Below are 2,238 nucleotides of genomic sequence, written 5' to 3'. Positions count from 1 at the left end.
GAGCCGCTGCGCGACCTGTTCAAGGACGAGGTGCGAACCGTGGGCCGACTGCTGGGGATACCGGAGGAGATGGTCGCCCGTCAGCCCTTCCCCGGCCCTGGCCTGGCGGTACGCTGCCTCGGGGAGATCACGGTCGAGAGGCTGGACGCCCTGCGCAGGGCTGACGCCATCTTCCACGAGGAGCTGGCGGAGTGGCAGGGAAGCGACATAGTGTGGCAGTCGTTCGCCGCCCTCCTGCCGGTGAGGTCGGTCGGCATGACGGATGGCGCCCGCACCTACTCCGAGACCGTCGCTCTGCGCGCGGTCGAGTCGCAGGACGGGATGAGCGCCGACTGGGTGCGCATACCATGGGACGTGCTCGACAGGACGTCGCACAGGATATGCGCCGAGGTCCCAGGCGTCAACAGGGTGGTCTACGACATAACAGGAAAGCCTCCCGCGACGATCGAGTGGGAGTAGGTCGGTTGCAATTCCTGGCAAAACAGAGAGGAATCCGGGTTTGATCCCAGATGCCTCGGGCCGATCCCGCCCTTCGGATGACAAAAGGGCCTGTCGTCCCTGACAAACCAGGTTATTTCTGTCATCCCGAGGCGAAGGCGAGGGATCTCGCTCTCAACTCGGCGGAAGAGGTTTGCCCCGGGGCATGTTTCTCTCGCAAAACGGAAGTTCTCCAAGCGCCTCTTGGTCAACTTCTGTTTTTCATGATTTGCGCCATCATATTGAGCATGGTCATGGCGGCGAGGCGGCTTGTTATTCCTGCGGGGTCGTACTGGGGCGCCACCTCCACCAGGTCGAAACCGACCACCTTCCCCATCCGGCATATTCCCGCAAGCATGTCGTTAACCTCATCATAGTACATGCCACCCGGTGACGGTGAGCCGGTGCCGGGGGCTATGGACATGTCGTAGCCGTCGATGTCTATGGTCACGTAGTAGTAGTCCGATTTCGGGATTCTGGCCAGCACTCCCTCGGGACCGATCCCGCGGGCCTCTCTTGAGGTTATAAGCACGCTGCCCCAGGATTTCGCGTCCTCAAAATCCTCCCTGCGGCTGGAACCTATTCCCCGAAGACCAATCTGGGCCATTCCGCCGATGTGGTCCATCTCCGACAGCCTCCTCATGGGGCTTCCGTTTCCATACCGCTGGGGTCCCACGTTTCCGGTCCAATCAAGGTGAGCATCAAACTGTATCACGGTTATTTTTTTGCCGATGGCCCCGAGGGCCCTGCCCGCAGGTATGGTTATGGAGTGGTCTCCTCCCATGATCGCCGGTACGGCCCCTTTTTCGAGGATCCTTCCGACGGCATGCTCTATTTTGGAAAATGAGTATTGCACATCTCCGTGAAGGACGTCTGCGTCGCCGCAGTCTACGATTTTTACGGGTGCTGCCAGGAGCTGTTCACCGACGTCGGGGTCAAAGAATCCCGCCTCGCCCCTGGCGTACTGGGTTGAAACCTCCCTTATCCTTCTGGGTCCGAGCCGCGCCCCTGGCAGGAATCCCACCCCTGTATCGTAAGGAACCCCGATCACGGCGATGTCGGCGTCGATGCTTCCGTAATCCTCCACTATGGGATATTTTGCGAAGGAACATATTCCCGTAATGGGCTGGTTTATTCTATCCACTCTTATTTCGCCCCCTTCTCCGGACTGAGTTTTTATGGAGCCTTCTTAGATCCAGTGGGTCACAAGGGATTCCAAATATTCCTTGGGAAGTCGAAATCCAGTTTCCCCGCCATTAAAAAGCTCTTCAAGATAACGTTACCCACCGTGCGAAATCCCCTCGCCATCGCCCTCCCGGCACGAGGGACGCTGTTGTAACCCTCGACCATGGCTAAGGGACTTCCACGGTGCGGACTCCGCAGGCACTCGATGCGAGGCAGAGGGGCGAAGATGTGCGTGGCGTGCTGGAAGAAGTCCAGATGCCTCCACTCCCGCAGCCTTGTGTCGTAGGCAGTGTACTCGCAGCCGCACTCGGGACACTTGAAGCGCGATCCTTTCGAGAAGTCCAGGATGATGTCGAGCCTTCCCCGGTCCCGGTTCAGGCGGACCTCTTTCACGAACCAGGGGGTGTGATCTCCAGAGCTTCCTGAAAGAGACGATATCTTTCTCCGTTGAGGGAATCGCGCGGTCCCATGATCATTATTCCAGCGCCTCCATGCTCGCGGTGTAAGTCGATGCGACTCAATGATACACCCCGGAAAACCATGTGTCACATTGTTTCGATTCAATCTATACCCACT

At 58.6% G+C, this 2,238-nt stretch carries 3 protein-coding genes; 1 reads left to right on the top strand and 2 read right to left on the bottom strand.

Annotated elements, in window-relative coordinates:
• Positions 1–459 (top strand): GMP synthase (glutamine-hydrolyzing) (locus GX181_06175; GenBank protein ID NLM71526.1); only part of this gene is annotated, 459 nt, incomplete at its 5' end.
• A 226-nt stretch (positions 460–685) separates the two neighbouring features.
• Here GX181_06175 and speB read toward each other — a convergent pair.
• Complete coding sequence (gene speB / locus GX181_06170) at positions 686–1,621, bottom strand: agmatinase (protein ID NLM71525.1); 936 nt, start codon at positions 1,619–1,621, stop codon at positions 686–688.
• Between the two features lie 59 nt (positions 1,622–1,680).
• A complete protein-coding gene (locus GX181_06165) occupies positions 1,681–2,055 on the bottom strand; it encodes a transposase family protein (protein ID NLM71524.1) in 375 nt (124 codons plus the stop codon).
• Positions 2,056–2,238: the final 183 nt, after the last annotated feature.

The sequence above is a fragment of the Synergistaceae bacterium genome, from assembly GCA_012521675.1.
Taxonomy (GTDB): Bacteria; Synergistota; Synergistia; order Synergistales; family Aminobacteriaceae; genus JAAYLU01.
This window is presented reverse-complemented; position numbering and strand designations above follow the sequence as displayed.